Origin of the sequence: Micromonospora cremea (genome assembly GCF_900143515.1) — a bacterium.
In the GTDB taxonomy this organism is placed as follows: Bacteria; Actinomycetota; Actinomycetes; order Mycobacteriales; family Micromonosporaceae; genus Micromonospora; species Micromonospora cremea.
Window position 1 is genome coordinate 1,434,847 of the sequence record NZ_FSQT01000002.1, and the last position, 25,031, is coordinate 1,459,877.

Genomic DNA, 25,031 nt, shown 5'->3' on the forward strand with positions numbered 1-25,031 from the left:
GGCCGCCCTCCCGGCTCGGGCCGCCGAATGTCGGGCGGTCACGACGCGGGACCCGGGTCGGCGCCGGGCTCGGGGCGCACCGCCGGCGGGGCCGGACGTGCGGCGGCCGCCTTGCGCGCGGCGGCGGTCTCCTCCTTGGCCGGCTCGCCGTTCGGGTCGTGCGCGGGCGGCGGCGGGACGGTGGCCATCCACTGGCCGAGGTGGTCCTTGTCGTGCAGCAGGTCCTTGATGTCGTACTCGGCGTACTCGAACTCCGGGGACCAGTAGAGCGCGTCGAACGGGCAGACCTCGATGCAGATGCCGCAGTACATGCAGAGCGAGAAGTCGATGTCGAACTTGTCGAGCACGTTGCGCTGGCGGGGGCGGGCGGCGCCGGGCACCGCCACCTCCTCCTTGTGCGAGTCGATGTAGATGCACCAGTCCGGACACTCGCGGGCGCAGAGCATGCAGACCGTGCAGTTCTCCTCGGACAGCGCGATCACGCCGCGCGAACGGGGCGGCAGCTCGGGGGCGACATCCGGGTACTGCTGGGTGGTCGAGCGGCTGGTCATCGTCTTGAGGGTGACCGCCAGCCCCTTCACCAGGCCCGCGCCGGGGAGGCCGCGCTCGGTGCCGCCGGCCGCGCCGCCGTGCTCGCTGGGGTCGCTCATGTCGACCATCCTGCCCTGTGGCCCCCGCGCGCGCGACCACCACCCGTGGGTGTGCGGCGATCGACGCGGTGAACGAGGTCTACACCGAGACCGGGCGGTGGACGAAGTTCGTCGACACCGGCGAACCCTTCCCGATCAACCTGCCGATCGGCAGGATCACACCCCGGGCGCGCTGATGCCGCCGGTCGGCGGGAGCATCTCGACGCCGAGCTGCTGAAGCAGCTGGAACAGCTCGTTGCAGCTCCACACCTCGACGATCCGGCCCTTTGCGCCGAAGCGCAGGAACGTCGCCCCGGAGTAGCTGACCACCTGCCCGGTCGGCGGCACCGGCCCGAACTGCCCGACGTGCGTGCCGGCCGCCCGCCAGTGCACGGCCACCCGCTCGCCGGCGGCCACCACGTCCACGATCTTGTACCGCAGGTCCGGGAAGGCGGCCCGCCGCTCCCGGTGCCAGGCCAGCGTCGCCTCCGGCCCGGTGCCGCCCAGCCCCGGGCACTCCTCGGCGATCAGCTCGTACGCGGACTCCTCCCGGCGGGCGTTCCACACGTCGGCGATGAAGCGCCGGGCCGCCGCCTCCACATCCGTCATGCCGGCAGGTTAGCCGCCCCCGGGTCCGTCGCCCCGGCCACAGTCGGGCGGCATGATCCGGCCGGGTTGCACGTGAGCGCGCGGAACGGACCGGAAATCCGCGAGGATGGGCAGGAGACGGCAACCGGACCGGGAGGGCGACGTGGGCGAGGAAACAGGCGGGAAGTACGTCGAGCCGGGCGGTGAGTTCACCCGGGACCAGCGGTACATCGCCACCCGGATCACGGCGGACGGCCGGGACGGGTACCCGGTGGAGCCGGGCCGGTACCGGCTGGCGGTCAGCCGGGCCTGCCCGTGGGCCAACCGTCTGATCATCGTGCGGCGGCTGCTCGGGCTGGAGGACGCCATCTCGATGGCGGTGGCCGGTCCCACCCACGACGCCCGCAGCTGGACCTTCGACCTCGACCCGGGCGGGCGGGACCCGGTGCTCGGCATCGAGCGCATCCAGGAGGCGTACTTCAAGCGCTTTCCGGGCTACGAGCGGGGCATCACCGTGCCGGCGATCGTCGACGTGCCGACCGGGCAGGTGGTGACCAACGACTACGCGCAGATGAGCCTCGACCTGTCCACGCAGTGGGGCGCGTACCACCGCGAGGGCGCCCCGCAGCTCTACCCCGACCACCTGCGGGCGCAGATCGACGAGGTCAACGACGTGGTGTTCCGGGACGTCAACAACGGCGTCTACCGGTGCGGCTTCGCCGGCAGCCAGGAGGCGTACGACAAGGCGTACCACCGGCTGTTCGACCGGCTGGACTGGTTGTCCGGGCGGCTGACCGACCAGCGCTACCTGGTCGGCGACACCATCACCGAGGCGGACGTGCGGCTCTTCACCACGCTGGTCCGCTTCGATCCGGTCTACCACGGCCACTTCAAGTGCAACCGGCAGAAGCTGAGCGAGATGCCGGTGCTCTGGGCGTACGCCCGGGACCTGTTCCAGACCCCGGGGTTCGGCGACACCATCGACTTCGACCACATCAAGCGGCACTACTACGAGGTGCACCGGGACATCAACCCGACCGGGATCGTCCCCCTCGGCCCCGACCTGTCCGACTGGATCACCCCGCACGGCCGGGAAACCCTCGGCGGTCGCCCCTTCGGCGAGGGCACGCCGCCACCGCCGCCGGCCGAGCCGGTGGATCCGGCGCACACCCCGCTGCGCTGACCGGTCCTGCCTCAACTGTCAAGAAGGGGCCCCTGCTCTACCGCAGGCGTTAAAAGGTGCCCTTCCTTCGCGGTCAGAGGGCGATGCGGACGGCGGCGGTGAGGACCAGTTGCGCGAGGGACGCCGGCACCAGCACCAGCCAGCAGAGCCGCTGGAGCTGGTCCTCGCGCAGCCGGGGGTAGGACACCCGGAGCCAGATGATCACGAACGCCACGGCGAAGACCTTGAGCAGGGTCCAGAGCCAGCCCAGCTGGTCGTCGGCGAACGGGCCCTGCCAGCCGCCGAGGAACAGCACCGTGGTCAGCGCCGCGATCACCACGATGCCGACGTACTCGGCGAGCAGGAAGAACGCGAAGCGGAGACCCGTGTACTCGGTCATGTACCCGAAGACCAGCTCCGAGTCGGCCACCGGCATGTCGAACGGCGGCCGGCGGATCTCGGCCAGGCCGGCGACGAAGAAGATGATCATCGCGGGGGCCTGCCAGAGCAGCCACCACGGCTGCCACGCCGCGACGATGCCGGAGAGGCTGAGCGTGCTGGCCGCCATCGCCACCGAGGCGGCGGCCAGCACCAGCGGCAGCTCGTAGCCGAGCAGCTGGGCGGCCCCGCGCAGCCCGCCGAGCAGGCTGTACTTGTTGGCCGACGCCCAGGCTGACATCAGCACCGCCACCACCCCGACGCCGACCACGGCCAGCACGAAGAAGAGGCCGATGTCCAGTGGCTGCCCGACCAGGTCGTTCGGGCCGAGCGGGATGACCAGCAGCACCAGCAGGTAGGGCACCAGGGCCACCGCCGGCGCCAGCCGGAACACGGCCCGGTCCGCCTCACGCGGGGTGATGTCCTCCTTCTGCACGAACTTGACGCCGTCGGCCACGAGCTGCGCCCAGCCGTGGAAGCCGCCCGCGTACATCGGGCCGAGCCGGCCCTGCATGTGCGCCATCACCTTGTGCTCGGCCTGCCCCACCAGCAGCGGCAGGGTGAGGAACGCGACCAGCACGCCGCCCACCCGCAGCACCAGCTCCACCCAGAGCGGCATCAGGCCGTACCCCCGTCGTCGTCGGTCCGGTCACCGCGCGCCGGCGGGTCCGCGACCGGGCCGCCCGGGCTCGCGCCGGCCGCGGGCTGGTCCGGCGCTGCCGGGCCGTCGCCGGTGCCGGTGGGCCGGGGAGTACGCGCCGGACGGGCCCCCGGGGCCGGCCGAGCCGGCCGGTCACCGGCCGGTCTGGCCGGGGTGCCACCGCGCGGGCCCTCCCCCGCCCCACCCGCTCCGGCCGGGGTGGGCGTGGCGCCCCACTCGCCCGGAGCGGGCACGCCCGGTGGGCGGATCGGTCGGCGGCCACCGCCGGCCTCGGACTCGCCCGGTTCCTTCGCGCCCGGCCAGGGCTTGGCCACCCGGGAGGCGAGCACGAACTCCTTGCGCAGCGGATGGCCCTCGAACTCGGGAGGCAGCAACAGCGGTCGCAGCTCCCCGTGGCCGGCGAAGCCGATGCCGAACATCTCGTGCGTCTCCCGCTCGTGCCACGCGGCACCCGGGTAGACGTCGACCACCGAAGCCACCGTGGCCGCGCTGCGGGGCAGCCGGGTGCGCAGTAGCACGCCGTGCCGTAGCCGGGTCGACCAGAGGTGCGCCACCACGTCGAAGCCCTCGGTGAGCTCGTCCACCGCGGAGAGCCAGTCGAAGAAGTCGCAGGCCAGCTCGGCGTCGTCGCGGGCGGCGCAGAGCGCGTCCCGCCAGCTCGCCGCCGGCACGTCGACGGTGGCCCGGGCGTACCGCTGCCCGCCGGAGACCGACGGGGTCGCCTTGACCGGCGCGAGCAGCGCGACCAGCCGAGCACCGACCTCTTCCGGAGTCATGCCGCTGATCCTAGGGCCTGTGTCGAAGTCCCCGTTCGAGCCGAGGCACGGTTCGGGCACCGACGATCTGCCGGCTTTGCGGAGCGGCCAGGTGCTCGGCGGGGAAAGATGAGGGCGTGCGTGCTGTCACTGTGAAACCCGGAGTCGCCAACTCGCTGAGCCTCGTCGAGGATCAGCCCGAGCCGGCACCCGAGGAGGGTGCCGTCCTCGTCGAGGCGCTGGCGGTGGGGATCTGCGGCACCGACCACGAGATCATCGCTGGGGAGTACGGCGAGGCGCCGCCCGGCGAGGACCGCCTGATCATCGGGCACGAGTCGTTGGGCCGGGTGCTGGAGGACCCGACCGGAACCCTGCAACCCGGCGAGCTGGTGGCCGGGATCGTCCGGCACCCCGACCCGGTGCCCTGCCCCAACTGCGCGGTCGGCGAGTGGGACATGTGCCGCAACGGGCAGTTCACCGAGCACGGCATCAAGGGGCTGCCCGGGTTCGCCCGCGATCGTTGGCGGATCGAGCCCCGGTACGCGGTCCGGCTCGAGCCGGCGCTGGCCCGGGTCGGCGTGCTGCTCGAACCGACCAGCGTGGTGGCCAAGGCGTGGGACCACATCGAGCGGATCGGGCACCGGGCCGAGTGGCAACCGCAGACGGTCCTGGTGACCGGCGCGGGGCCGATCGGGTTGCTGGCCGCGCTGCTCGCCACCCAGCGCGGGCTCGCCGTACACGTGCTGGACCGGGCGACCTCGGGGCCGAAGCCGGAGCTGGTCGCCGCACTCGGCGCCTCGTACCACACGGTGCCGGTCAACGACCTGCCCTTCGAGCCCGACGTGGTGCTCGAGTGCACCGGCGCCCCGACGGTGGTCATCGACGTGATGTGCAAGGCGGCCCCGACCGGGATCGTCTGCCTCGCCGGGGTGTCCAGCGGCGGCCGGATCATCGACTTCGACGCCGGCGCGCTCAACCGGGCGCTGGTGCTGGAGAACAACGTGGTCTTCGGCTCGGTGAACGCCAACGAGCGCCACTGGAGCATGGCCGCTCAGGCGCTCAGCCGGGCCGACCAGTCGTGGCTGGAGTCGCTGCTCACCCGGCGCGTGCCGGTCGAGCGGTACGCCGAGGCGTACACCGCCGAGCCGGGCGACATCAAGGTGGTGCTGGAGTTCGGCGGCTGAGCGGCGGGCCGCCCGGTCAGATGCCGGGCAGCCGGCCGTTGCGGAACAGGTCCACGAAGAGCTGGTGGTCCTGCCGGGCGCGCACCCCGTACGCGTGCGCGAACTCCACCAGGTGGGTGACGAAGCCCGGCTCGTCGGTCTCCACCACGGCCACGATCGCCTCCTCGGTGGAGTAGTCCACCAGGTCGTGGCTCGACTCGTCGTCGGCGACCGAGTGCATCCGCGCCACCGCCCGGCCGAGGTCGGCGAGCACCCCGGTCAGCTCCTCCGGCTCGTTGACGTCGGACCAGTCCAGGTCGGCGGCGTACGGGGAGACCTCGGCGACCAGCTGGCCGGCCCCGTCCAGCTCGGTGAAGCCGAGCCACGGGTCGGCGTGCGCCTGCAATGCCCGCTGCGACTCGGCGGTCCGGTGACCCTGGTGCTGGAAGTAGCCGCGGACCGACTCGTCGGAGACGTACCGGGCCACCGCCGGCACCTGCGCCTGCTTCATGTAGATGACGACGTCGTTCTCCAGCGCCTGGGTGTGTCCCTCCAGCAGCAGGTTGTACGACGGCAGCCCGGCCGAGCCGATACCCACCCCCTTGCGCAGCACCACGTCCTTGATCCTCGCCGCCACCGGGCGCAGCCGGGCCGAGGCGGTGGGCAATGTGCCCAGGTACTCCTCGAAGGCGGCGAGCACCTTGTCGCGGGTGTCCCCGTCGATCTCGAAGACCCCGTCCCCGACGGAGAAGCGCCGCTCGTAGTTGTCGATGGTGGTCTGCTCGGCGAGCAGGTCGACCCGGGTGTTGAGCCGGGCCTGCTGGAGCACCCGGCGCAGCACCCCGTCGGCGTTGTCCAGGGTGATCGAGCCGATGGCGTCGTCCCCGCCGGCGGCGATCGCCCGCAGCTCGGTCAGGTACGACCGGGCGAAGCCGGCCACCAGCTCACCGATCACCGTGTCGGAGAGCGCCTTGCCGTAGCCGAGCAACGCGACGCTGGCCGCGAACCGCCGCAGGTCCCAGGTGAACGGCCCGACGTACGCCTCGTCGAAGTCGTTGACGTTGAACACCAGCTGCCCGGACGCGTTCATGTAGGTGCCGAAGTTCTCGGCGTGCAGGTCACCGTGGATCCACACCCGGCCGGTCCGCTCGTCCAGGAACCGGTCGTCGGCGAAGTCGCCGAGCTGGTCGGCGTAGAACAGGGCGGCGCTGCCCCGGTAGAAGGCGAACGGCGACGCGGCCATCTTGCGGAACTTGCGACGGAAGGCGGCCGGGTCGATCGCCATCGACGCGCCGAACTCCTCGGTCAGCACGTCGACGATGTGGGCTGACCGCTGGTCCACGGAGTTGCTCATGGTGCGCAGGCTAGCTCGGCCGGACCACCCGGGGCGTCAGACAACCGACTGGTCCGCTCGGCCGACGGGCCGATGCGGCTGCGGGTGCGGGTCAGCCGGCGGCGGGTGGGCGTACCGGCGGGGCGGTGAGCGAGTCGACCGAGCGCGGGGCGGCGCCGTCGCGGGGTGCGGCGTCCACCGGCGCGGCGAGCAGATCCGGGCGGGACACCCCACCGAGGCCGGACTGCTCGGCGGCGATCTTCTCCTGGAGGCGCAGGATGCCGTGCAGCAGCGCCTCCGGCCGGGGCGGGCAGCCGGGCACGTAGACGTCGACCGGGATGAGCTGGTCGACGCCCTTGGTGACCGAGTACGAGTCCCAGTAGGGGCCGCCGCAGTTGGAGCAGGCGCCGAACGAGATGACGTACTTCGGCTCCGGCATCTGGTCGTAGAGCCGTTTGATCGCCGGGGCCATTTTGTCGGTCACCGTGCCGGAGACCACCATCAGGTCGGCCTGCCGGGGGCCGTGGGCGAACGGGATCACGCCGAGCCGGATGAAGTCGTGCCGACCCATGCTGGTGGCGATGAACTCGATCGCGCAGCAGGCCAGGCCGAAGTTGAAGACCCAGAGCGAGTAGCGGCGGCCCCAGTTCAGCACGAACCGGATCGGCTCGCCGAGCACTGCCGGCAGCTGCACGAGCGTCCCCTTCCTGTCCCCCACCGGACAGTCAACCACAGCGCCCGACGCCGACCCGGTGGCCGGATGGCCCGGCCGGGCCCGCGCAACGCGTGTCCGGACACGCCTTGATCCGCCATGATCGATACGAGCCGTGGCACAGTCAGCTTTCCGGCGGTCGCAACCTTCCCCGGCGTCGCGGTGTGTCACCTCTGTCGGGGGTGCCCGACGCCGTCCGCCACGGGGGAGAGCGAGTGACTGTGACGAGAGATGTTCGGGCGGGTGAGCCGCCGCCGGACCAACTACACGACGCCGGGCCCGAGCGGGCCGAGCTGAGCTTCGACGACTTCTACCACGCACACTATCGCGGCCTGGTGGTGCAACTCGCCGCCTACACCGGAGACCGCGGCCAGGCGCAGGACCTGGTCCAGGAGGCCTTCTGCAAGGCGTTCGCGCGGTGGGACCGGGTGGCTTCCTACGACGACCCGCTGGCCTGGGTCCGCAGGGTCGCCTGGAACCTCGGCCACAACCGGTGGCGACGACTGCGCACCGCGCAGGCCTACCTGCTGCGGCAGCGGGAGACGCACGTCGCCGGGCCGACGCCGGACCGGGTGGCGGTCGACGCGGCGCTGGCGAAGCTGCCGCCCCGGCAGCGCCGGGCCGTGGTGCTGCACTATCTCGCGGACCTGACGGTGGCCGAGATCGCGGCACAGGAGCGGGTCGCCGAGGGCACGGTCAAGTCCTGGCTGCACCGGAGCCGGACGGCGCTGGCCGGGTATCTGCGTGACACCACCGAGGGGGTGGAAAATGTTTGAGCTGGAACGCGTCGACCTCGCCGCGGAGTTCAACCGGTACCGCGGCACGATGCTGGCCGAGATCGCCGTACCGGGGCCGGCGGAGGTCCGGCGGGCGGTACGCCGGCGACGGCGTCGCCACCTCGCCACGGCCGGAGTGGCGGCGGTGGCGCTGCTGGGCGGCCCGGCCGTCGGGTACGCGGCCCTTGACCGCCCCGATCCGTCACCCGGGCCGGTGGATCCCACCCCCAGCGTGACCGCGAGTCCCACGCCGAGCGGCTCGCCGAGCCCCACCGGCGCGCCCTCGGCGACCAGTGCGAGCCCCACCCGGCCCACGGCTCCGGACGGGCGGATCAGCCGCGCCCAACTGCTCGCCGCACGGGTGGACCTGCCGGCCTGGCGATCGGGGCCACCCGACTGCCCGGTGAGCGGGGTCCGGCTGGTCGGCGACCCGGGCAGCGCCAAGGAGGGGACGAACGCCCTCGAGGCGATCGATTACGCCGACGTCGACGGCGACGGTGCGACGGAGACCGTGGCCATGCTGCTGTGCTCGTTCGGCAGCGGTGGACCACAGCAGGTCGTCGCGTTCGACCGGGACGAGGCAGGCAGGATCGTCACAATCGGCCGGGTGGTGGCCACCAGTCGCGAGAAGCCGCAGTGGTTGACCGGGCTGGACGGGCGCTCCGACGGCACCGTCCGGGTGGAGGTGGCCGACCTGCACCCGGGCGGTGGCTGGCCGGGCGAGTGGTCGCAGCGGCAGTGGCGCGGGTACCGCTGGACGGGCGAGCGGTTCTCGCAGGTCGAGGGACCGACGTCGTTCGGACCCAACCCGTACTCCACGGACCTGGCGGTGACCGCGCAGGATCTCATCCTGGCCGATGACCCCGCCGACGGTTCGCGGGTCGGCGCGGTCCAGGTGCGGGTCCGCGCCCTCGGGGACCGGCGCGTCGACGAGGTCTTCCTTGAGCTGGACCTGCCGGCCTCCCTCGCGCCGGACGGCCCCGGATGGTCCGGCTGCGGGCCGGACCCCGGGGAGTACGGGCCCGAACTGCGGTGCCGACTGGGCCCGATCAAGCCGAACGGCGAGCTGACCGTGCGCCTCGGCGTGCGACTGCCCCCGGGCACCGAGCTACCGCCGGGCACGGCAACGGTGCGCGGCACGGCAGCCGGCCCCGGCGGGCACTACCTGATCGATCCCGTCATCGCGAACAACGAGGACACCATCGCCTACCGGTGAGCGTCGGTGGGGGTGACGGCGAGGCCGCCACCCCCACCGGTCACCAGGCCGGCCGTTGCAGCAGGCCGACGAACTCCACCAGCAGCCGCTCGCGCAGCACGGGCGGCGCGGCGTCGAGCAGAGTGTTCACCAGCGCCATCCGCTCCGGCAGCGGCGCGGCGGTCGACGCGCCATCCGGGCTCGAACCGGCGGCGGGTTCGGCGCCCAGGCCCAGTCCGGCGGCCAGGCCCGCCACCAGTTCCGGGGTCAACGCGTCCGGGGTGAGGGCACCGGCCAGGGCGGCCAGCTCCGCGGGCAGCCGGACCGGGCCGGCCGCCAAAGCCGCGGCCACCGCGTCGGCCAGATCCGGCCCGAACTCGGCAACCCGGGGCGCGACCGCGGCGGTCACGGTGAGGTGCACGCTGGCCGGCAGACCGGCGTACGACAGCTGGGGCTGGGTGTGCCAGCCGCGTGCCGTCAGCTCGTCGACCAGGACGAACAGGTCCGGGCCGCCCTCGGTGGCGGTGAAGCAGACCACGGTGGACTCCGGCTCGGCCATCAGCCGCAGCCCGTCGACCTCGCGCACGGCGGCGGCCAGTCCGGCCACCGCGTCCCGGGTCCGTTCGGCCAGCGTCAGGTACCCGGCGTCGCCGAGGTGCCGCAGGGTCGCGTACGCGGCGGCGATCGGCCCGCCGGAGCGGGTGGACGCGATCACCGGATTGATCATGGTGTAGCCGGGCCAGTCCGCGTACGCGAAGTACTGCGGGGCGCGCAGCGCGGCATCCCGGTGCAGCAGCACCGACACCCCCTTCGGCGCGTACGCGTACTTGTGCAGGTCCACCGAGATGGAGGTGACCCCGGGTACCGCGAAGTCGAACGGCGGCACCGGCTCACCGAGACGTCGCAGGTACGGCAGGGTCCAGCCGCCGAAGCAGGCGTCCACGTGGCAGCGCACCCCGGCGCGGGCCGCCGCGGCGGCGATCTCCGCGACCGGGTCCACCACGCCGTGCGCGTACGACGGTGCGGAGCAGGCCACCAGCACCGTCTCCGGGCGGATCGCCGCGGCCATCGCGGCCGGGTCCGGGCGCAGCGTGTCCGGGGAGACCGGCACCACGTCGAGCGCCACCCGCAGGTAGTGCGCCGCCTTGGCGAACGCCGCGTGCGCGCTCGCCGGCACCACGATCCGGGGTGCGACCTGCTCCGGGTGGGCGTCGCGGGCCGCCTTGACCGCGAGGATCAGCGACTCGGTACCGCCGCTGGTGACGCTGCCGGCGACGTCCGGGGCGGTCGTGCCCGGCCCACCGCCGAGCACCCGGCCGGCTGCGGCGACCAGCGCGTTCTCCATGGCCAGCAGGGACGGGAACGCCGTCGGGTCCAGCCCGTTGACGTGCGCGCTCTCGCGGTGCGCGGCGGCCGCCAACTCGTCCAGCCCCGGCACGGCCGGGTCGTACACGTACGCGAACAACCGCCCCCCGTGCGTAGGCCGATCACCGGCCCGCAGCGCACGAACCTCCGCCAGAGCGACGTCCGCGGCCACCCCGTCGGCGGAGAGCGCCCCGGCCCCCACCCTGGTCTCGTCGATCATGGAGTCATGGTGCCCTTCTCGTGACGGTCAACGGCTTTCGTCCCCCACCACAACTCCATGATCGGCGCGGCGGTGGTGCGCGGCGGCGGCCAGGACGGCGGGGGTGAGGGTGTAGCGGCGGAGCAGGAGGACCGGGGGGCCCACCAGGAGTGCCGGTAGAACGGTGAAGCCGAGCAGGACGCCGAGGCGGGCGAGGTCGGACTGGGCGGCCGCCGTGCCGGTGTCGGAGGAGACGTAGCCGGAGAGTTGGAGCACCAGACCGTAGATGCCCGGGCCCAGGGCCAGGCCGAAGGTCTCCCCGGCGGTCCAGAGGCCGGTGAACACGCCCGCCTGCCGCCGGCCAGTGCGCGCCGTGTCGTACGCGATGCAGTCCGGCAGCATGGCCAGGGCGAACACCTGCTGCCCGGCGTACCCGACGCCGATCACCGCGACCAGCAGGTAGACCGCGACCGGCGGCAGTACCGGCGCGGCGACCAGGGCGAGCGACCCGGCGGCGAGGATCAGCGCGGCGGCGACCAGGGCGGCCCGCTTGCCCAACCGGGCGCCGACCAAGGCCCAGATCGGCATCACCAGCAGCGCCGGTCCGACGAAGCAGACGAAGAGCAACGTCGGCCCGCTCTGCTCGTCGCGCAGGATCTGCCCGGCGAAGTAGTTGACCCCGGCCAGGATGGTCGCCACCCCGGCGGACTGCACCACGAAGCAGATCAGCAGCGCCCGGAACGGCCGGTTGGCGCCGGCGACGGCGAGCTGGGCGCGCAGTGTCGGCTCGCTGCCGCCCACCGTGCCGGTCGGCGCGGACCGGGTGCCGAGGAACGCGCCGATCGAGCCCAGGGCGATCAGCACCGCCACGAACAGCCCCATCCACCGGTGCCCGGGCACACCGTCGCCGCCGGCGGTCACCACCAGCGGGGCGACCGCGCCGGAGACCAGGATGGCCAGCGCCAGCACGGCGATCCGCCAGGTCATCAACCGGGTGCGTTCGGTGTAGTCGTCGGTCAGCTCGGCCGGCATCGCCACGTACGGCACCTGGAAGAAGGCGAACGCGGTGGCGGTGGCCAGGAAGGCGAACGCCACGTACGCCGCGGCGGCGGGGCCGCGGTCGAACGGCGCGGCGAAGATGGCCGCGAAGAGCACGGCGAGCGCGAGACCGGCCACGAGCAGGTACGGCCGGCGGGCGCCCCAGCGTGACCGGGTGCGGTCGGAGATCCGCCCGGCGACCGGGTTGACCAGCACGTCCCATGCCTTGGGCAGCAGCACCAGCAGGGCGGCCACCCCGGCGGCCACGCCCAGCGTGTCGGTCAGGTACGGCAGCAGCAGCAGCCCGGGCACGGTGCCGAACGCGCCGGTGGCCAGGGAGCCGAGCGCGTATCCGGCGTGCACTCCCCGGGGTAGCGTGCCGGCGGCTGGCGTGCCGGCATCACCCGGCGGCGGGTTCATGGGGCCGAATGTTACTCACGTTATGGCGGAGGTCACATCCCCTCCTCCGGCGACCAGCCCGCCACCCGGATGTCCACACCATCGCCGCGCAGCGGCGCGCCCTCGGCCCGCAGCCGGGCCCGCGCCTCCCGCTCGTGCCCCGGGGGCAGCCGGCCGCTGGAGGTGACCACCCGGTGCCAGGGCACCGAACCGCCGTGCCGGGCCATGATGTTGCCGACCAGCCGGGCCGAGGCGCGGCCGGAGCGCTCGGCGAGAGCGTCGGCGACCCCGCCGTACGACATCACCCGGCCCTCCGGAATCCGCTCGACCAGGTCGAGGACCGCCTCGACGTACTCGTCAGGTGTCACAGTCGGCCACGATATGGGAACGCAACCGGGCCGCACCGCACCGACCACGCAGAATGGGCGGGTGCGCGACGCAGTCACGGCGGCCCGGCGGGTCGTCGTCAAGATCGGGTCCTCCTCGTTGACCACCGCCACCGGCGGGCTGGCCGACGAGCGGGTCGACGCGCTGGTCGACACCCTCGGTCGGCTCGCCACCGAGGGGCGCGAGCTGGTGCTCGTCTCCTCGGGCGCGATCGCCGCCGGCCTGGCCCCACTCGGGCTGACCCGACGCCCGCGCGACCTCGCCACCCAGCAGGCCGCCGCCAGCGTCGGGCAGGGCCTGCTCATCGGCCGGTACGCGGCGGCGTTCGCCCGGCACGGGCTGACCGTCGGGCAGGTGCTGCTCACCGTCGACGACGTGACCCGGCGGGCGCACTACCGGAACGCGTACCGCACCCTGCGCAAGCTGCTCGACCTGCGCGCGGTGCCGATCGTCAACGAGAACGACACGGTCGCCACCGAGGAGATCCGGTTCGGCGACAACGACCGGCTGGCCGCCCTGGTGGCCGCGCTCGTGCACGCCGACCTGCTGGTGCTCCTCTCCGACGTGGACGCGCTCTGGACCGGTGACCCGACCCGACCGCACTCCACCCGGATCACGGAGGTCCGCGACGAGAACGACCTCGCCGGGATCACCATCGGGGGGGCCGGGCGGTCCGGCGTCGGCACCGGCGGCATGGTGACCAAGGTCGAGGCGGCCCGGATCGCCACCGGCTTCGGCATCCCTGTGGTGCTCACCGCCGCCGGCCTGGCCGCCCCCGCGCTGGCCGGCGAGACGGTCGGCACGCTGTTCCACCCGCAGCGGCAGCGCCCGGCGGCCCGACTGTTCTGGCTGGCCCACGCCACCTCACCCCGAGGTCGGCTGCACCTCGACCCGGGCGCGGTGGCCGCCGTCGTCGGGCGGCGCAAGTCGCTGCTGCCGGCCGGCATCACCGCCGTCGACGGGGCGTTCACCGCCGGGGACCCGGTGGACCTGGTGGACGCCGGCGGCGCGCCGGTCGCGCGCGGGCTGGTCAACTACGACGCGGTGGAGCTGCCCGGGCTGCTCGGTCGCTCCACCTCCGAACTCGCCGCGGCGCTCGGCCCGGCGTACGAACGGGAGGTCGTCCACCGCGACGACCTCGTCCTGCTGTAAGCAAGGGCACCTTGCCAACGCCTGGCGTTGTACAAGGGGCCCTTCCTAACGCGAGGAGTGCGAGATGAGCGTCAGCGAGCAGGCCCGGCGGGCCCGGGCGGCGGCGGAGACGCTGGCCGTGGCGACGCGTACCGCCAAGGACGCCGCGCTGGCCGCGATGGCCGACGCGCTGGTGGCGCGTACACCGGAGATCCTGGCCGCGAACGCGACGGACCTGGCGGCCGGCCGGGAGGCCGGGCTGAGCGCGGCCGTGTTGGACCGGCTCGCGCTCGACGCGGGCCGGGTGGCCGGCATCGCCGACGCGCTGCGCCAGATGGCCGCGCTGCCCGACCCGGTCGGCGAGGTGGTCCGCGGCTCGACCCTGCCCAACGGGCTGGAGCTGCGCCAGATCCGGGTGCCGTTCGGGGTGGTCGGCATCATCTACGAGGCGCGCCCCAACGTGACCGTGGACGCGGCCGGGATCTGCCTGAAGTCCGGCAACGCGGCGCTGCTGCGCGGGTCGTCGTCGGCCGCGCACTCCAACGCCGCGCTCGTCGCGGTGCTGCGCGACGCGGTCGCCGGGGCCGGGCTGCCGGCCGACACGGTGCAACTGCTCGACGCCAGCTCCCGCGAATCGGTCAAGGAGTTGATGCGCGCCCGGGGGCTGGTCGACGTGCTGATCCCGCGCGGCGGCGCGTCGCTGATCCGCACCGTGGTCGAGGAGTCGACCGTGCCGGTCATCGAGACCGGGGTCGGCAACTGCCACGTCTACGTGGACGCCGCCGCGGACGTGGCGCAGGCCGTGGCGGTGACGCTGAACGCCAAGACACAACGGCTGTCCACCTGCAACACCGCCGAGTCGCTGCTGGTGCACGCGGACGTCGCCGACGCGTTCCTCCCGCCGATGCTGGCCGCGTTCGCCGAGGCCGGGGTGACCGTGCACGGCTCGCCCGAGGTGACCGGACATTCCGCCGCCGTGGTCCCGGCCACCGAGGAGGACTACGCCACCGAGTACCTCTCGGCGGACATCTCCGTCGCGGTCGTCGACTCGCTCGACGCGGCGGTCGCGCACATCCGGCGGTACGGCACCGGGCACACCGAGGCGATTCTCACCGACTCGGCGAGCGCGGCCCGGGAGTTCGTCGCCCGGGTGGACGCGGCGGCGGTGATGGTGAACGCCTCGACCCGGTTCACGGACGGGGGCGAGTTCGGTTTCGGCGCGGAGATCGGCATCTCGACGCAGAAGCTGCACGCCCGGGGCCCGATGGGCCTGCCCGAGCTGACCAGCACCAAGTACGTGGTCACCGGGGCCGGGCACCTGCGCTAGCCCGCGCCGGGCCTCAGCTGAGGGCCGCCGGCCGGAGACACCTCAGCTGAGCGACCGCCGGAGACGCCTCAGGTGAGCGCCGCTGGCCGGCACGCCCGGATGGCGGACAGCGTGGAGTGCACGTCGAACTGGTGCCCGTCGTCGCTCTCCCAGCCGCCGTCACTGCGCTGGGTCTCGGTCAGCCGGCGCAGGGCCCGCACCATGATCCAGTCCTGCGGGTCGATGCCGACCCTACGCAGCGTGGCCGCCAGCCAGGCCACGTCCCCCGGGGACATCTTGGGCATCCGCTCGGCGAGCACCACCTGGATCCGCGCCGACTCCTGGAACATGTCCTGCCGGTGCAGCACGGCCGCGCTCAGCCAGCCGGCGGCGAGGAAGGACGGCCAACTGCCGTCCGGGCGCAGCCGTTTGGCGAGCGAGTGGGCGGCCGCCTGCACCACCCCCGCGTACGCCCCTCCGACCCGGTGATCGAGCGGGCCCGCGGCACGGGCGTCCAGGCCGGCCACGGTGAGCCAGAAGCCGGCGTTGGCCGTGAGGAACAGCCCTGCCTCGGGGTCGCCGGGGCGGGCCCACTCCGGAGCCGAGTCGGCCAGCGTCGGGTCCTCGTCCCAGCCGCCGTCGGCCTGCTGGCGCGAGGCCAGCCAGTCCAGTGCCCGGCGTGCGGCGGGACGACCGAGCGCACCCAGGTCGTCCAGCTCGGCGAGCCGGAAGCAGGTGGCGTCGATCGAGGCGATCTCGCCGCCCCAGGTCGCCGGCCAGCCCCCGTCGGGTGCCTGGCCGACCTCGGCCGTCTCCAGCAGCTCGGCGAGCACCGGCGTGCCGTTGCGCAACCAGGAGAGGCGGGCACGCTCCACCGCGTCCCCGTGCGCCACGACGAACCCGATCGCGGCATCCAAGTCGACCACGGCGGGAACGCTACCTGCGCAGACGCGTCACCGCCTCGGGGAATCGGCCAGCCGGGGATGGCTGCGCCGCTGCCGGCTCAGGGCCTCTTGGAGCCGCCTGTGTCGATTCGCTGGCGCATCCCGGCCGGCGGGCCCGGCCACGCCGTGCGAGAGCCGGGGCAGCGGTGTCCGCAGCCCCGGCTCCGGCCGGTCAGTACGCGGGCAGCGCGGGGTCGACCTGCTTGATCCAGGAGAGCACGCCGCCCTGCACGTGCACGGCGTCGCGGAATCCGGCCGCCTTGAGCGCGGCGAGCGCCTCCGCCGAGCGGACGCCGGACTTGCAGTGCAGCACGATCTGCCGGTCCTGCGGCAACTGGGCCAGCGCCTCACCGGAGATGATGTCGCCCTTGGGGATCAGGGTGGCGCCGGGGATCCGGACGATCTCGTACTCGGCCGGCTCCCGGACGTCGACCAGGAAGATGTCCTTGCCGGCGTCCTGCCACTCCTTGAGCTCCAGCGCGGTGATGGTCGAGTCGACCGTCGCCTCCTGGGCCTCCTCGGAGACCGCGCCGCAGAAGTCCTCGTAGTCCTCCAGCAGGTCGGTGACCGTCGGGTTCTCGCCGCAGAGCGCGCAGTTCGGGTCCTTGCGGACCTTGATCTTGCGGTATTCCATCTCCAGCGCGTCGTAGACCATCAGCCGGCCGACCAGCGGCTCGCCGATGCCGGTGAGCAGCTTGATCGCCTCGTTCACCTGGATCGAGCCGATCGACGCGCAGAGGACACCGAGCACGCCGCCCTCCGCGCAGGACGGCACCATGCCGGGCGGCGGCGGCTCCGGGTAGAGGCACCGGTAGCAGGGGCCATGCTCGGCCCAGAACACCGACGCCTGGCCGTCGAAGCGGTAGATCGAGCCCCAGACGTACGGCTTGCCGAGCAGAACCGCCGCGTCGTTGACCATGTACCGGGTGGCGAAGTTGTCGGTGCCGTCGACGATCAGGTCGTACCGGGCGAAGATCTCGCGGACGTTCTCCCGGTCCAGCGCGGTGTTGTGGATCTCCACGTTGACCAGCGGGTTGATCTCGCGGATCGACGCGGCGGCGGACTCGGCCTTGGACCGGCCGACGTCGGACACGCCGTGGATGACCTGGCGCTGGAGGTTGGACTCGTCGACGGTGTCGAAGTCGATGATGCCGAGCGTGCCGACCCCGGCCGCGGCCAGGTACAGCAGGGCCGGTGAGCCGAGGCCACCGGCGCCGACACAGAGCACCCGGGCGTTCTTCAACCGCTTCTGCCCGGCCACCCCGACGTCCGGAATGATCAGGTGGCGGGAGTAGCGGCGGATCTCGTCAACGGTCAGCTCGGCGGCGGGCTCGACGAGCGGGGGTAGCGACACGGTGGACTCCCCGGGATCGGCGGTGTGAACCGCGTCATTGTTGCTCGCCGGCGCCCTGCTCGGCCATGAGGGAGGACACGTGGCCCGCGATGCGGGAGTGGGAATAACCGACGACCGGGTCGATCAGGGGACGATGTCCCCCGCGTATCGGCGGCCGTCGAGGTACGGCCAGGCATTGGCGACGCAGCCCTCCAGGCCGTACGTCTGCTGCTGCATCACCGGCGCCGGCTCGCCCGGGCCCGGACAGGCCTCGTGCTCCTCGCCGAACTCGTGGCCGACCTCGTGGTTGATCACGTAGGTCCGGTACGTCTCCAGCGGTGCGCCGTAGTCGGGGACCGCCTCCAGCCAGCGGGCCAGGTTGATGATGACCTGGCCGGGGAGCCGGCAGGAGGTGTAGCGCTCGGTGGTCAGGCCGCCCTCGGCGCACATCCGCTCAGACGTGACCGGGGTGGCGAGGTAGATGGTGAAGTCGGCGGCACCGGCGTCGGCCACCCGCTGCACCCGCAGCTCGCCGGAGGCGATCCAGCTGCGCGGGTCGGCCAGCACCCCGTCCACCGTGGCGGCGAAGGCGTCGGCGTCCTGGCCGGTGCCGCGTTCGACGGCGACCCGGTAACGACGCAGCGGCCCGTCCTCACCGTGCAGTGCAGTTTCGCCGTCGGCCGCGGTGAACCGTCCCGCGCCGACCGACGGGTAGCTGGTGGGTGCCGGGTGCGCGCCCACTCCACCGCCATGACCCATCCGGCCATGGGTGACGGGTGGCGCCTCGGCCGGCGGTTCGCCATCGCGGGTCACCGTCACTCCGGCGGCGACGGCGAGCAGGAGCAGGCCGAGCAGCATGCTGCGACGGCGTCGTCGGCGCATCCGGACGACCGCGGACCGCACGTCCCGGGCCCGGTACGCCGACCGGCCGAACGGGCCGGGCGGCCGTGGCGGGCCGTAAGGGGACGACGGCGTCATGACGTCGAGCCTGCCAGATGAATCGGGCATCTCCTCGTCTTTGCCGCTATTGACGCAAAGTACCTGTTGGCGACGGTCATTCGACCGTTGGACCAGCCGGTCAGAGCGCGGGGCCGGCGTAGCGGCGACCCTCGAGGTACGGCCACTGATTGACCCGGCACCCGTTCAGGAACAGGGTCTGCTGCATCATCACCGGAGCCGGCCGGCCGGCGCCCGGGCAGCGCTCGTGCCGGTGCCCGAGCTGGTGGCCGACCTCGTGGTTGACCACGTACGTCCGATAGACCGCCAGCGGCACGCGGGCCGAGACGAAGTGCGGCACGGACAGCCGCCACCGATCCAGGTTGATGATCACCTTGCCGGGCGCCCGGCAGGAGGTGTACGGCCGGCCGCCGACCCGGATGTCCACTCCACCATCGGCGCACATCCGGCTCGCCGTGCGGGCGGTGGCCAGGTAGACGGTGAAGTCACGGGCCGCACCCCCGGGCACCTGCTGCAACCTCAGCCGGCCGCTGTCGACCCAGCTGCCCGGCCCGGCAAGTGCCGTCTGGACCGCCCGCCCGAACGCAACCGGATCCTCCCCACTGCCCGACTCGACCGCCACCCGGTAGCGCCGCAGCTCACCCGCGCGGCCCAGCACCGGCCCGGTGCGGTCGTCGTAGCCGAACCGGCCGGTGCCGGCGGTCGGCACCGCCCCGGACAGCCGCAGCACCGGGGGTGGGCTCGACGGGACGACAGGCGACCCGGACGGCGACGGGTCGGCCGACGGCGGCAGCGGTGCGGCCAGTAGCGGCGGCGGCCCGGTGATCTCATCGGCGGCCAGCCGGTCGGCGCCCGGATGCCCGCCCGGCCCCTCGGCGATCACGGTCACCACCGCCCCGATGGCCAGCACGACCGCCACCAGCTGGGCGAGCAGTGCGAGTCGTCGCTGACGGCGACCGGGGCGACGGGAGGACGTGCGCATCCGGCTCAGCCTGCCAGATCAGGCCGCCTGGCGGTCTCCTCCGTTTCGGCGAGTAGGCCGACCACCGCCCGAGCCACCAGTCGAGGCACCTCCAGCTGCGCCACGTGGCCCACGCCGTCGAGCATCAGCAGCCGGCTGTCCGGGATCGCCCGGGCGGTCTGCGGCGCGACCCGCACGTCGACCAGCCGGTCCTGCCGGCCACCCACCACCAGGGTCGGCGCGCGCACCGCCCGGGCGAGCCGCCACAGCGAGCCCGACCCCGGCAGGTACGCCCGCAGGAAACTGGAGACCAGCCCGCGGAACGTCCGGACGTACGCGGCGGCGTAGTGCTCCGCCTCGTAGCGCACCCGGATCTCCTCCAGCGCCTCGGCCCGACGCTGCGCGCAGATCCGGCTGAGGTCGGCGACGCAGGCCTCCAGCACCTGCTGGGCCATCACCTCCGGTGCGAGCTGGGTGAGCCGCCAGGCGACCAGGCGTTCACCCCCGGGAATGGCCAGCACCGGCAGCAGGCGCCCCTGCAACGAGCGACGGAAATCGAGGAACGGCAGCGCGGGAGAGATCAGGGTGAGGGTGCGGACCAGGTCGGGTCGGAGCCCGGCCACCTGGACCACGACCGCACCGCCCAGCGAGTTGCCGAACAGGTGCACCGGACCCCGACCGGAGTGCTCGATCCAGCGGACGACCAGATCGGCGAAGGCCGGCACGGTGTAGCGGCGGCCCGGCTCACTGCGGCCGAAGCCGGGCAGGTCGATGGCCTGGCCATCGAGGCGATCGGCGAGCAGGCCGGCCAGGTCGGTCCAGTTCTGCGATGAGCCGCCCAGGCCGTGCACGTACAACGCCGGCTCCGCGCCGACGGCGGTGGCCGGGGTGTCCCGTACGTACGTGACCGAGCCGTCGAGGCGGACCGCCCGGCCCGGCCACGGCGGCGGGACCCGGTCCTCGGGGAGGAGATGGTCCGGCCAGAGGGTGGCGGGCTTCATCCTTCCAGTCTGCCCCGGACCACTCAGGACAGCAGCGCCTCCAGCCGACGGTTCACCGCTGCCAGCGTCGCCCGGACCACCGCCTGTCGCGGATCGCCGGCGACCAGGGACGAGCCGGCGAGCTGCTCGACCCAGCCCTCGCAGACCAGCAGCACCACCACGGTGGCCACCTCGCAGTTGCCGAACGGCACCACCGCCGCGTGCTCCACGAAGCAGCGCCCCCGCTCGGCGTTCTCCGCGCCGCGCAGCAACTCGTCCACCGCGGCGGCCGCGGCCACCGCGCAGAGCCGCAGGACGTAGCCGTCCACCGCCGGGCCGGTGGCGTAGCCGGCGGCGCTGTCACCGCCGGCCAGCAGCCGGACCTCCACGTTGGCGTCCAGGCCGAAGGTGCTGACCTGCACGTGGTCGATCACCACTCGCGGCCCCGGCGTGCCGCCCGTGTTCAGCGGGCGGGACGGCGCCGACTCCGTGGTGGTCACCTGACCACCGGAGTACGACGTGCCGAGCGTCGCCGGACTGCCGGTGGCCGCACCGGCCGGCGCGGCCGAGACCGACCCCGGCTCCTCCACTGTGGCGCGACCCCGGTGCGGGGCGCTCGCCCGGCGGCGGCGTGAGCCGTCCGTTCCCACCTGCTGGTCAGGGCCTGCCGGCGTGGCCTCGCCCCGACCGCCCGGCGGTCGACCGGCCGCGGGCGACCCGGTGGCCCGCACCTCGCCGGTACGCGGTTCCGCACCGGCGTCCCGCGGCTCGGCGGACCGGGGTTCCGGAGAACGCCGCTCGGCGGACCGGGGCTCGGCCACCCGGGACTCGACGGCCCGGGACTCGACGGCCCGGGACTCGACGGCCCGGGACTCGACGGCCCGGGGCTCGGCCGTCCGGGACTCAGCCGCCCGGCGGCGGACCGGCGGGGCCGGCGTGGTGGGCAGGCCGGGCAGGTTCTGCGGGGCGGCGGCCAGCCCCATCCGCTCCTGGAGCAGCCGGGCCACCTGTCGGCTCACCTCGGCGGGGTCGGCGCCGTCGGCCAGGTCGAGGCGGAGGCTGTGCGCCCCCGCCGGGGTACGGCGCAGGGCCGCGTCCCGCACGCCGGCGACCTCACGAACGGCGTCCAGGATGGCGTTGACGTCGAATCCCTCGGGGCGCTCCCGCAGGGGCGCGGGTTCGTCCTCACGGCGTAGGTGGGTGGCGATGCGGGCGAGTTCCGGGGTTTCGGCGGGTGGCTCCACGGCTGGCGGCTCCGGCACGACGGGCACGTCCGGTTCCGCAGGGACGCGCTGCGGCAGCACCGCCGACGTCTGGTCCGGCAGCCGGGCGCCGTCGGCCGGGTCGGCCGGCGACGCAGGATCGGGGGCGGATCGGCGAGCCGCGTAGGGCGGGGCGCTCGTCGGGGCGGGCGCTGGTGAGGGCCGGTCGCCGCGCCCGGACCCGCTCGTGGCGGGGGCCGGGACGGCACCGGTCGAGGTCGGCGCGGTGGCGGCGGATGACGGGCCGGTCGCCGCCGGAGCCGCGCGGGGCGGCTCGGGGGTCTCCGGTCGGAGCCGCAACGGCGCGGTCGATCGGGTTTCGGGCCGGAGCGGGCCGGACGACTCCCCCGCGTCGCTGGCCCGGGGCGTGCTCGCCGACCGGCCGGCCGGCCAGGACGGACGCTCGGCCGGTGCCGCAGGAAGGCGTCCCTCGGACCAGTCGGCCCGCTCGGTCCGCGCTGCGCTCGCCGGAGTGGCCGGCGACCCGCCGGCCCAGGAGGGTCGCTCCGCAGCGAGCGCCGGCCCGGCCGGTGCCGGGGGCGCGTCGGTCGACGCCGGAGGTGGTCCGGCCGGCGTCGGGGGGGCCTCGGCCGCCGGCCGCGGTGTGTCGGTCGGCGCCGGACCGGCCCAGGACGGCCGGTCGACCGGGGGCGCGCTGGTGGGCGCTGGGTCGCCGGCCCACGACGGACGCGCCGGCGGGGCGCTGGTCGGCGCCGGGTCCGATCCACCGGCCCAGGAGGGCCGGACGGCCGGCGGAGCGCTGGTCGGGGCCGGACCGGCCCAGGACGGACGCGACGGCGGATTGCTGGTGGGCGCCGGGTCCGATCCGCCGGCCCGGGAGGGCCGGTCGGCCCGTGGGGCACTGGTTGGCTCGACCCGGGGGGCACGGGTCGGCGCGGAACTGGCCCACGAGGGCCGGTCGGCCGGTGGGCCGCTGGTCGGGGCGGGACCGCCGGCCCACGGAGGGCGCTCCGCCGGCTCGGCGCGGAACGACTCCGACGGCGTGCTGGTGGGGCTCATCGGCGGCCGTCCACCGGCCCACGAGGGGCCCTCGGCCGGCGCGGCTGTGCCAGGCTCCGCACCGGGCACGCGGGTGCCAGGCTCCGCAGCCGGTGCGGGGGTGCCACGCTCCGCAGCCGGCTCAGGCGTGGCCGCGGGCTCAGGGGCGGCGTGGGCGACGTCGTAGCCGCGGGGCGGATCGGCGCGTACCGGCTCGTACGGGCGGGTCGGCTCGACGCGTGCCGGCTCGTACGGAACCTTGGGCTCGGCGACCCAGCCCGGCGCGGGCTCGTCCGGGGCCGTGCGGGCGGCCGGCTCGCCATCCTGTCGGGACCAGGGCGGCGCCCACCCGCTGCCCCAGCTCGGGCGGTTCCAGCTCGGCCCGGACCAGTCCGGCTCGATGGCCGGCGACTCCCCGGCCCGGGGCGCGTCCCCGGAGCCGTCGGCGACGCGACCCGACTCGGAGTCGTCGGCGTGCCCGCCGGCCCGGTCGGGGGTGCGTCCCTGCTCAGTCGATGCCTCCGGCGCCAGCGGGTCGCGCCAGCCGCGCGCGGCTGGCGGCTCGTCGGCGGCCGGCCGCTCGGCGGTGGGGGCGTGGAAGCCGGGCGGGACCTCGAAGCCCGAGGCGGCGGTGCCGACGGGTGGCACCTGGACGCCGGGCGGCGCGGAGGTTGGCAGAGCGGGGTCGGACCAGCGGCCGCTGCGGCCGGCGACAGGGTCGACGGTGGAGTGTCGGGCCGGGCCGACGTCCGGCTCGCCGGGCGCCTCCTCCTGCGGCGGTACCGGACGTTGGGCGGGCACCACCAGCCGGTCGCTGGCCGGGTCGCGCCGGTCCTCGGCGGTCGATCCGGGCGGCGCGCTCACCGGCGCCGGGCGGCCAGCCAGCGGCTCGGCACCGGGGTGGTGGACGCCGTTGGCCTCGGCGCCCGCGTGGTGGAGGCCGTTGGCGTGGCCGTTGACCCGGGCTGGCGGCTCGGAGGCACCGGGCAGCCCGGCCAGGGGTGCTGGCAGGTCGCCGTGCCGGGTGGAGGACGTACGCCAACCGGACGCTGGGTCGGGCTGCCAGCGCGCCGTCTGTTCGCGGGCATCCTCGCTCTCGGCGGCCCGGGACCACCCGCCCGCCGGGGGCGCCCACCCGCCGCCGGAACGGCCCGGGTTGTCGTGCTGACCCGCTCCGTCACCGTGCTCTCCCGGGGTGGCGGCTCCGGGTTGCCCTGTTTCACTCACCGCGCGCTCCTTGGTCGCCCTCGCTGAGGCTACCGTGTGGTGACAGTGGCGATAAGTTACAGCGGCGGGCCATTTCCACGACGGGGGTCACGGGCCTCGCCCGGTCTGGGGGGAAAATGCCGGCTCGTACAGAGAACTCGGAGGATCCCATGACCGCTGTGGGGAACGGTGCACAGACCGCCGGCCGGCCCACCCGCCTGCCCCGCTCGGCGCGCCGTAAGCAGCTTCTCGCGGCGGCGCAGGAGGTGTTCGTCGCGCAGGGCTACCACGCCGCGGCCATGGACGACATCGCCGAGCGGGCCGGCGTCTCCAAGCCGGTGCTCTACCAACACTTTCCCGGAAAGATGGACCTCTACCTGGCGCTGCTGGACACGCACTGCGACGCCATCGTCGCCAAGGTGCACGACGCGATGCGCGGCACCAGCGACAACAAGGAACGGGTCAGCGCGTCGGTGCGGGCGTACTTCGACTTCGTCGACCACGAGAGCGAGGCGTTCCGCCTCGTCTTCGAATCGGACCTGCGCAACGACCCGGCGGTGCGGCAGCGGGTCGAGCGGGTCGAGCAGGGCTGCATCGCGGCGATCACCGACACCATCATCTCGGACACCGGGGTGAGCCGGGCGCACGCCGAGCTGCTCGCCTCCGGGCTGGTCGGCGCGGCGGAGACGGCCGCGCAGTTCTGGCTGGCCGGTGGGCGACAGGTGCCGAAGGCCGAGGCCGAGGCGTTGGTGGCGGCGTTGTCCTGGCGGGGCATCGCGAGCTTCCCGCTGCAAGGTGAGTCAGCCTGACCGCCGCCCCCGTGATCGGATAGCCTTCGCAGGGCGGTTCTTTCGCCCCAGTTGAGGAGGCACAGTGGAGGTCAAGATCGGCGTGCAGTACGCGCCGCGCGAGCTGGTTCTGGACAGCGCGCAGTCGCCGGCCGAGATCGAGCAGATCGTGACCGACGCCTTCGCCGGCAACGGCGGCACGCTCTCCCTGACCGACGAGAAGGGCCGGCGGGTCATCGTTCCGGTCGAGAAGGTCGCCTACGTCGAGATCGCCGAGGCGTCGCCCCGGGCGGTCGGTTTCACCGTCCGCTGACCGGTCCGGCCATCGCGGCAGGTCGGCGTCGGCCCGCCTGCCGCGGGCCGG

23 protein-coding genes and 1 pseudogene are annotated in these 25,031 nt (G+C 74.2%); 9 read left to right on the top strand and 15 right to left on the bottom strand.

Features of this window, described 5'->3' with window-relative positions:
- Nucleotides 1-38: 38 nt before the first annotated feature.
- A complete protein-coding gene (locus tag BUS84_RS20015; protein WP_074314658.1) occupies nucleotides 39-659 on the bottom strand; it encodes a NuoI/complex I 23 kDa subunit family protein in 621 nt (206 codons plus the stop codon).
- Nucleotides 660-667: 8 nt separating this feature from the next.
- On the opposite strand from BUS84_RS20015, the gene BUS84_RS37640 reads away from it, so the two are divergent.
- Nucleotides 668-826 (top strand): hypothetical protein, encoded by a 159-nt coding sequence (locus BUS84_RS37640; RefSeq protein WP_244298650.1) that lies wholly within the window; start codon nucleotides 668-670, stop codon nucleotides 824-826.
- On the opposite strand, the gene BUS84_RS20020 is transcribed toward BUS84_RS37640, so the two are convergent.
- Nucleotides 807-1,238, bottom strand: a complete 432-nt coding sequence (locus BUS84_RS20020) for an ester cyclase (protein ID WP_074314660.1) — start codon at nucleotides 1,236-1,238, stop codon at nucleotides 807-809. The two genes, BUS84_RS37640 and BUS84_RS20020, sit on opposite strands and share 20 nt — an antisense overlap.
- A 106-nt stretch (nucleotides 1,239-1,344) precedes the next feature.
- On the opposite strand from BUS84_RS20020, the gene BUS84_RS20025 reads away from it, so the two are divergent.
- Nucleotides 1,345-2,400 carry a glutathione S-transferase family protein gene (locus tag BUS84_RS20025; protein WP_074314662.1) on the top strand — a complete coding sequence of 352 codons (1,056 nt, stop codon included), beginning with the start codon at nucleotides 1,345-1,347 and terminating at the stop codon, nucleotides 2,398-2,400.
- Nucleotides 2,401-2,473: 73 nt separating this feature from the next.
- On the opposite strand, the gene BUS84_RS20030 is transcribed toward BUS84_RS20025, so the two are convergent.
- Both BUS84_RS20030 and BUS84_RS20035 read right to left on the bottom strand, forming a co-directional pair.
- Nucleotides 2,474-3,436 (bottom strand): complex I subunit 1/NuoH family protein, encoded by a 963-nt coding sequence (locus BUS84_RS20030; RefSeq protein WP_074314663.1) that lies wholly within the window; start codon nucleotides 3,434-3,436, stop codon nucleotides 2,474-2,476.
- A complete protein-coding gene (locus BUS84_RS20035) occupies nucleotides 3,436-4,254 on the bottom strand; it encodes an NADH-quinone oxidoreductase subunit C (RefSeq protein WP_074314665.1) in 819 nt (272 codons plus the stop codon). Before BUS84_RS20035 ends, BUS84_RS20030 begins: the two co-directional genes overlap by 1 nt.
- Before the next feature lie 116 nt (nucleotides 4,255-4,370).
- Between BUS84_RS20035 and BUS84_RS20040 the strand changes: the two genes are divergently transcribed.
- Nucleotides 4,371-5,417 (top strand): glucose 1-dehydrogenase, encoded by a 1,047-nt coding sequence (locus tag BUS84_RS20040; protein ID WP_074314666.1) that lies wholly within the window; start codon nucleotides 4,371-4,373, stop codon nucleotides 5,415-5,417.
- 16 nt (nucleotides 5,418-5,433) lie between these two features.
- Here the strand turns inward: BUS84_RS20040 and BUS84_RS20045 are convergent, their stop codons facing one another.
- Entirely contained in the window at nucleotides 5,434-6,750 is a 1,317-nt protein-coding gene (locus tag BUS84_RS20045; protein ID WP_074314668.1) for a DUF2252 domain-containing protein, read from the bottom strand.
- 91 nt (nucleotides 6,751-6,841) lie between these two features.
- Nucleotides 6,842-7,423: an NADH-quinone oxidoreductase subunit B gene (locus tag BUS84_RS20050; RefSeq protein ID WP_074314669.1), complete on the bottom strand. Its 582-nt coding sequence runs from the start codon at nucleotides 7,421-7,423 to the stop codon at nucleotides 6,842-6,844.
- Between the two features lie 233 nt (nucleotides 7,424-7,656).
- Between BUS84_RS20050 and BUS84_RS20055 the strand changes: the two genes are divergently transcribed.
- The gene (locus tag BUS84_RS20055; RefSeq protein WP_074314671.1) at nucleotides 7,657-8,217 is read left to right on the top strand and encodes a SigE family RNA polymerase sigma factor; all 561 of its coding nucleotides are present in this window, start codon (nucleotides 7,657-7,659) and stop codon (nucleotides 8,215-8,217) included.
- The gene (locus tag BUS84_RS20060; protein WP_074314672.1) at nucleotides 8,210-9,433 is read left to right on the top strand and encodes a hypothetical protein; all 1,224 of its coding nucleotides are present in this window, start codon (nucleotides 8,210-8,212) and stop codon (nucleotides 9,431-9,433) included. The genes BUS84_RS20055 and BUS84_RS20060 overlap by 8 nt, the downstream gene beginning before the upstream one ends.
- Before the next feature lie 40 nt (nucleotides 9,434-9,473).
- Here BUS84_RS20060 and BUS84_RS20065 read toward each other — a convergent pair whose 3' ends face one another.
- From BUS84_RS20065 to BUS84_RS20075, 3 genes are read right to left on the bottom strand one after another with little or no spacing between them, the layout of a single operon-like run.
- Nucleotides 9,474-10,997, bottom strand: coding sequence for a pyridoxal phosphate-dependent decarboxylase family protein (locus BUS84_RS20065; RefSeq protein ID WP_074314674.1), 1,524 nt, complete (start codon nucleotides 10,995-10,997; stop codon nucleotides 9,474-9,476).
- A 27-nt stretch (nucleotides 10,998-11,024) separates the two neighbouring features.
- Entirely contained in the window at nucleotides 11,025-12,434 is a 1,410-nt protein-coding gene (locus tag BUS84_RS20070; protein WP_074314675.1) for an MFS transporter, read from the bottom strand.
- A 32-nt stretch (nucleotides 12,435-12,466) separates the two neighbouring features.
- Nucleotides 12,467-12,781: an MGMT family protein gene (locus BUS84_RS20075; protein WP_074314677.1), complete on the bottom strand. Its 315-nt coding sequence runs from the start codon at nucleotides 12,779-12,781 to the stop codon at nucleotides 12,467-12,469.
- Between the two features lie 13 nt (nucleotides 12,782-12,794).
- On the opposite strand from BUS84_RS20075, the gene proB reads away from it, so the two are divergent.
- Nucleotides 12,795-13,952: a glutamate 5-kinase gene (gene proB, locus BUS84_RS20080; RefSeq protein WP_074314678.1), complete on the top strand. Its 1,158-nt coding sequence runs from the start codon at nucleotides 12,795-12,797 to the stop codon at nucleotides 13,950-13,952.
- A 64-nt stretch (nucleotides 13,953-14,016) separates the two neighbouring features.
- The gene (locus BUS84_RS20085) at nucleotides 14,017-15,258 is read left to right on the top strand and encodes a glutamate-5-semialdehyde dehydrogenase (RefSeq protein WP_074314680.1); all 1,242 of its coding nucleotides are present in this window, start codon (nucleotides 14,017-14,019) and stop codon (nucleotides 15,256-15,258) included.
- 68 nt (nucleotides 15,259-15,326) lie between these two features.
- On the opposite strand, the gene BUS84_RS20090 is transcribed toward BUS84_RS20085, so the two are convergent.
- From BUS84_RS20090 to BUS84_RS36720, 6 genes and pseudogenes are all read right to left on the bottom strand, one after another.
- Nucleotides 15,327-16,163, bottom strand: a complete 837-nt coding sequence (locus BUS84_RS20090) for a prenyltransferase/squalene oxidase repeat-containing protein (protein ID WP_074314682.1) — start codon at nucleotides 16,161-16,163, stop codon at nucleotides 15,327-15,329.
- 190 nt (nucleotides 16,164-16,353) lie between these two features.
- Nucleotides 16,354-17,535, bottom strand: a complete 1,182-nt coding sequence (moeZ, locus tag BUS84_RS20095) for an adenylyltransferase/sulfurtransferase MoeZ (protein WP_074314684.1) — start codon at nucleotides 17,533-17,535, stop codon at nucleotides 16,354-16,356.
- A gap of 123 nt (nucleotides 17,536-17,658) precedes the next feature.
- Nucleotides 17,659-18,492, bottom strand: coding sequence for a DUF3152 domain-containing protein (locus tag BUS84_RS20100; protein ID WP_074314686.1), 834 nt, complete (start codon nucleotides 18,490-18,492; stop codon nucleotides 17,659-17,661).
- 100 nt (nucleotides 18,493-18,592) lie between these two features.
- A complete protein-coding gene (locus tag BUS84_RS20105) occupies nucleotides 18,593-19,453 on the bottom strand; it encodes a DUF3152 domain-containing protein (RefSeq protein ID WP_074314688.1) in 861 nt (286 codons plus the stop codon).
- 5 nt (nucleotides 19,454-19,458) lie between these two features.
- The gene (locus BUS84_RS20110; RefSeq protein WP_074314690.1) at nucleotides 19,459-20,433 is read right to left on the bottom strand and encodes an alpha/beta fold hydrolase; all 975 of its coding nucleotides are present in this window, start codon (nucleotides 20,431-20,433) and stop codon (nucleotides 19,459-19,461) included.
- A 23-nt stretch (nucleotides 20,434-20,456) separates the two neighbouring features.
- Nucleotides 20,457-21,773: pseudogene (locus BUS84_RS36720) on the bottom strand (hypothetical protein); the annotation flags it as partial.
- A gap of 2,276 nt (nucleotides 21,774-24,049) precedes the next feature.
- Between BUS84_RS36720 and BUS84_RS20120 the strand changes: the two are divergent.
- Nucleotides 24,050-24,688, top strand: coding sequence for a TetR/AcrR family transcriptional regulator (locus BUS84_RS20120; RefSeq protein WP_074314694.1), 639 nt, complete (start codon nucleotides 24,050-24,052; stop codon nucleotides 24,686-24,688).
- A gap of 64 nt (nucleotides 24,689-24,752) precedes the next feature.
- Complete coding sequence (locus BUS84_RS20125) at nucleotides 24,753-24,980, top strand: DUF3107 domain-containing protein (protein WP_030329796.1); 228 nt, start codon at nucleotides 24,753-24,755, stop codon at nucleotides 24,978-24,980.
- The last annotated feature ends 51 nt before the right edge of the window (nucleotides 24,981-25,031 follow it).